At 73.0% G+C, this 4,475-nt stretch carries 6 protein-coding genes; 2 read left to right on the top strand and 4 right to left on the bottom strand.

Translation table 11 applies throughout. From position 1 onward, the window contains the following. Window positions 1-88 precede the first annotated feature (88 nt). Complete coding sequence (locus K7B10_RS34420) at window positions 89-856, bottom strand: SIR2 family NAD-dependent protein deacylase (protein WP_229342767.1); 768 nt, start codon at window positions 854-856, stop codon at window positions 89-91. A gap of 177 nt (window positions 857-1,033) precedes the next feature. Here K7B10_RS34420 and K7B10_RS34425 point away from each other — a divergent pair, with 177 nt between their 5' ends. Next, complete coding sequence (locus tag K7B10_RS34425; protein ID WP_229342768.1) at window positions 1,034-1,459, top strand: hypothetical protein; 426 nt, start codon at window positions 1,034-1,036, stop codon at window positions 1,457-1,459. A 32-nt stretch (window positions 1,460-1,491) separates the two neighbouring features. Next, complete coding sequence (locus K7B10_RS34430; protein ID WP_229342769.1) at window positions 1,492-2,343, top strand: GNAT family N-acetyltransferase; 852 nt, start codon at window positions 1,492-1,494, stop codon at window positions 2,341-2,343. A gap of 94 nt (window positions 2,344-2,437) precedes the next feature. Here K7B10_RS34430 and K7B10_RS34435 read toward each other — a convergent pair whose 3' ends face one another. From K7B10_RS34435 to K7B10_RS34445, 3 genes are all read right to left on the bottom strand, one after another. Further along, the gene (locus K7B10_RS34435; RefSeq protein WP_229342770.1) at window positions 2,438-2,881 is read right to left on the bottom strand and encodes a subtilase-type protease inhibitor; all 444 of its coding nucleotides are present in this window, start codon (window positions 2,879-2,881) and stop codon (window positions 2,438-2,440) included. 313 nt (window positions 2,882-3,194) lie between these two features. Then, complete coding sequence (locus K7B10_RS34440) at window positions 3,195-3,653, bottom strand: Crp/Fnr family transcriptional regulator (RefSeq protein WP_229342771.1); 459 nt, start codon at window positions 3,651-3,653, stop codon at window positions 3,195-3,197. A gap of 171 nt (window positions 3,654-3,824) precedes the next feature. After that, window positions 3,825-4,127, bottom strand: coding sequence for a hypothetical protein (locus tag K7B10_RS34445; RefSeq protein WP_030864982.1), 303 nt, complete (start codon window positions 4,125-4,127; stop codon window positions 3,825-3,827). Window positions 4,128-4,475 lie beyond the last annotated feature (348 nt).

A 4,475-nucleotide genomic window follows, 5' to 3' on the forward strand; every position in this document is an offset into this window, starting at 1 on the left:
GCCATCTGGCACAACCGAGCCAACGCCACACCCCTGACCAGGTCACTCATCGCCTACGACCACTGACCAAGACTTCGGACTTACTCGTCTAGGCCCGGGGCCCCGGGGCCCCGGGGGCCGGGGCCGGGGCGGGGTCGCCGATGCGGGCCAGCAGGGCGGGGAGGGCGGTCCCGATCGGCTCGCGGATCACCTCGTCGGCGAGGGAGTCGTACGGGGTCTCCTCGGCGTTCACGATGATCAGGCGGGCACCCGCCTCGGCGGCCATCCCGGCCAGCGAGGCGGCGGGCTGCACCTGGAGCGTCGTCCCGACCGCGATGAACACGTGGGAGGCCTTGGCCACGGCCACGGCCTGAGCCAGCACCTCGGGGTCGAGCCGCTGGCCGAACATCACGGTCGCCGACTTGAGGATCCCGCCGCAGGCAGGACAGTCCGGGTCGGGCTCCCCGGCGGCGACCCGGGCCAGTGCCTCGTCCATCCCCGACCGGGCGTGGCAGGCGGTGCAGACCACCGACCGGGCGCTCCCGTGCAGCTCGAACACCTTGCGCGGCGGCATCCCGGCGAGCTGGTGCAGTCCGTCCACGTTCTGCGTGATCACCCGGACCGGGGTGCCGGAGCGCTCCAGCCCGGCCACGGCCAGATGCGCGGCATTCGGCTGCGGTGCCAGGGCCCCGACTTCGGCGCGCATCTTCCAGGAGCGGCGCCGGACCTCAGGATCCGCCATGTAGTACGCGTACGTCACCAGCTTCTCGGCCTCGGGATCCCGGCGCCACAACCCCTGTGGCCCCCGGTAGTCCGGAATTCCGGAGTCGGTGGACATCCCGGCCCCACTGAACACTGCGACGAGCGGCTTCCCCATGTCCCCGACCCTACGTACGGCCGGCCCGCAGCCGCGACCGCATTGACGGGGCGGGACGGCACGTACGCGGCCGACGCGTCCGAGAGGGCCCTTCCTGCGGTGAATCCCGCCCCCCACAGGAGTGAGATCCGCGGCCCACCCCTGCCCGCGAAGACGCCCGGCGGTTACACATCCCGCATGAAGACCACCGCGTACAGCCTCGGTGCCCTGCTGCTGGCCCTGCTCGCGCTGCCGGCCCCGACCGCCGCCGTCGCCGACCCCACCCCCGTGGGCGGCCGTCACCGACACTCCGCCACGGAGATCAGTTCCTTCCTCTCCTCCTTCTACGGCCACCACGGCCCCTCCGCGTACGACCGCGACCAGCGCGTCTCGCAGCAGCTCAAGGAGAAGCAGGCGCACGCCCCCCACTCCGACGTGTTGCTCTGCGCCCAGAAGGAGCCCCAGGACATCGTGGTCGGCGCGGTCACCGTCGCCCAGTCGGCCGGGGTCGGCTGGGCCACCGTCACCACCCACTGGGGGGCGGACAGTACCGACACCTTCACCGCGTACGTGCGCCTCGACTCCCGGCCGATCAAGCTCGACGATGTGATCTGCGCCGGCTGACCGCTCGTACGCCGTCTGGTACAACACCGGACATGACGGGATTCGAGATCGGCGGCGCGAGCGCCGCCGACATGGAACTGATCCGCCGCTGGGCCGACGAGGAAGGGTGGAACCCCGGGGACTCGGACCGCTTCGCGTTCGCGGTAGCCGATCCGGCCGGCTTCCTCGTCGGCCGGATCGACGGGGAACCGGTGGCCTGCATCTCGGCCGTGCGGTACGGGTCCGCCTTCGGGTTCATCGGCTTCTACATCGCCCGCCCCGCCTTCCGCGGCCAGGGGTACGGGATCCGGCTGTGGCGGGCCGGGATGGAGCGCCTCGGCGGGCGGCTCGTCGGCCTCGACGGGGTGGTCGACCAGCAGGAGAACTACCGTAAGTCCGGGTTCCGTTCGGCCTGGAACAACGTCCGTTACGAGGGGGTCCCGCAGCCGAACGGCTCGGGTGGCGGCACCGGGTTCGAGCTGGTCGACGCCGCGTCGCTGCCCTTCGGGCTGCTCGCCGCCTACGACCGCCGGTTCTTCCCCGAGCCGCGCGACGCCTTCCTGTCCGCCTGGACCGGGCTGCCGGGCCGTACCGCCCTGGCCGCGGTCCGCGACGGCCGGATCGAGGGGCTCGGGGTGATCCGCCCGTGCAGCGGGGCCTCCCGGATCGGCCCGCTGTACGCCTCCACCCCCGAGGTCGCGTCCGCCCTGCTGCACCGGCTCGCGGAGCACACTCCCGACGGGGTGGTCGCCGTCGACGTGCCCGACGTCAATCCGGTGGCCACCGCCCTGTTGGCCGGTCTGGGGCTGGCCCCCTCGTTCGAGGCCGCCCGGATGTACACCGGGCCCGCCCCGGAGATCGAACTGGCCGGGCTGTACGGGGTGACGAGTCTCGAACTGGGCTGACGGGCGCGGGGCGCCGGGGCCGCGGGACGGGCCCGTCGGCCGGATGCCGGGCGGCGGTCGCACGACGCCGCCCGGTCGGTCGGGTCGTGCCGGGTCAGAAGCCGAACAGAGCGCCGCTGGTGTGCCGCAGGCCGCACGGGTTGCCGAAGGTGTACGAGTAGCTCAGTCGGCGGCCCTGCCACACCCCGTCCGCGGTCACCGTCATCGGGTTCCACTCGCGGGTACAGTCGACGCCCGGTCCGGGTGCCGCGACCGCGTCCAACTGGCGGGAGTTCGCGCGCAGTTCGGCGCATGCGGCGGCCGGGGACGGGTGCGTCCCGCCGGGGGTCGGCGCGCAGACGAGCGTCACGGCGCGCATCACCGTGCCGTGCGTGGCGTCCTCCCCGGCGGTGATGCTCAGGACGAGGGCGGAGGGCGCGTACAGGCTCTCCGCCCCGGACGGTGCGGCGTCGGCAGCTCCGGGCCAGGCCAGGGCCGTGAGAGCGGTGAGCGCCATGGCGGCGGAACCGAGGCCGAGACCCTTTGCGATGGACCGCATTTCGAACTCCCTTGAGTGGTTGTTTCGGATAGCGGACAGGAGTCTTGCCGACACGGGCCGTGAACGCTCGTTCGCACCCCCATTTCTCGTCACCGATCGTAAGCGAATGTATGCAGACCGCAGCGGTGTGGGGCGCGCTGACCTGTGGGGGAGCGGATCGCCGAAACGGCCGAACACACGCGCTGAAACATGCGCGGGGGCGGGTTCGGACAGGGCCCGGACCCGCCCCCCGGGGCCGTGTCGGGCGCCCGCGAGGGCCTGTGTGGGGGCCTGTGTGGGGGCCCTGCTCGGGCCGTGCCGGGCCCGGGCCGGGCTAGGCCGTCGAGGTGCGGGGGGCGTAGAGGTCGATCAGCCGGGTGCGGGTCTGCTGGAGGCGCATGGCGAGCACGCGTCCGACCCAGTGCCCGATGGCGGAGCCGAAGGCGGGATCGGCGTCCATCATCATGCGTACGGCGGTCGCGTCGAACTCGTACGAGCGCACCGGGGTCATCGCCTCGGCGCTCAGCTGCCAGGTGTACGGCGGGAAGAGCCAGGACCAGCCGACGAGTTCCCCGGGGCCGAGGTTCTCGACGGGGGCGGGGCGGCCGGCGGGCATCGGGACCTGGAGCGTCACCGTCCCGGATCGCACGATCCAGAAGGACTCGGCGCGCGAACCCTCTTCGAAGATCTTCGCGCCCTCGGGGAAATTGACCTCGCGCGCCTGGGACATCAGCCGCCCGCGGTATTCGGCGGAGAGGACGGCGGCGATTCGAATGGGGGAAGGTGTGCTCACGACGGCCTCCGATCAGGGCCCCCCGATACCCCCAGTGTGACCGACGCGCGGACGAATCCGGGCGCGGCGCATCACCCGGTTGTCCGATTACCCCACGAGCGGCCCCGCACACGCGTTCCGCGGCCGCGGCGGCCGACTCCCGGAAGTCGGCCGGTGGCGCCCCGCGGCGGGTCATTCCTCGGCGTTGGCCTCCAGGCAGGCCAGCTCCATCGCGTCGAGGACCGCCTCGTGGCTGCGACGGCTCAGCTCGGCGACGTTCTCGATCTGGGCCGTGGCCCAGGCCGCCAAGGTCATCACCAGGACGCGCAGCCCGTCGGTGCCGTGCTCGGCCAGGATCGCGTCGGCGACGATCATCGCGTCCTCGGGCACCTGCTCCGGCGGCTCCAGCCCGGCGAGTCCGCGCAGCATCGTGAGGGTGCGGCGGGAGATCTCCGGCGTCATCCTCGCCAGCCGCAGGTCCTCTTCTTCGTCCATCCGCCCCACCCTCCCGTTCGGTCCGTCCCCCCAGGGCACGGTAGGCGCTGACGGCCCCGCGCGTGGCCGTTTCGCCAGGGTGGCCGCACGTGGGGAACGAGGCCGGGTGGGCCGTCCGCGCCGCGCGGTCGGGGCGGTGGCGGGAAAGTGGGTGCCCATCTGGGTTCCATGGTCGCCGACCGGCCGGTAACTTGTCCGCGGCATCGGTCAGTTGCCCTCCATCCCCCCTCGCAGGAGCGACATTGAAAAGCCTCATCCGCGCGCTGTCCGGCGCCCTCGTGCTGCTGGCGGGGGCGTTGCCGGCGGTGGCCGCACCGACGTCCGCCGCGGCCGCGCCGGCGGCGCCCG

Origin of the sequence: Streptomyces flavotricini (assembly GCF_020639365.1) — a bacterium.
Classification (GTDB): Bacteria; Actinomycetota; Actinomycetes; order Streptomycetales; family Streptomycetaceae; genus Streptomyces; species Streptomyces flavotricini.

Excerpts from the sequence above, each read along its gene's own strand:
- K7B10_RS34420 (WP_229342767.1), bottom strand. The coding sequence starts at position 856 with ATGGGGAAGCCGCTCGTCGCAGTGTTCAGTGGGGCCGGGATGTCCACC.
- K7B10_RS34425 (WP_229342768.1), top strand. The coding sequence starts at position 1,034 with ATGAAGACCACCGCGTACAGCCTCGGTGCCCTGCTGCTGGCCCTGCTC.
- K7B10_RS34430 (WP_229342769.1), top strand. The coding sequence starts at position 1,492 with ATGACGGGATTCGAGATCGGCGGCGCGAGCGCCGCCGACATGGAACTG.
- K7B10_RS34435 (WP_229342770.1), bottom strand. The coding sequence starts at position 2,881 with ATGCGGTCCATCGCAAAGGGTCTCGGCCTCGGTTCCGCCGCCATGGCG.
- K7B10_RS34445 (WP_030864982.1), bottom strand. The coding sequence starts at position 4,127 with ATGGACGAAGAAGAGGACCTGCGGCTGGCGAGGATGACGCCGGAGATC.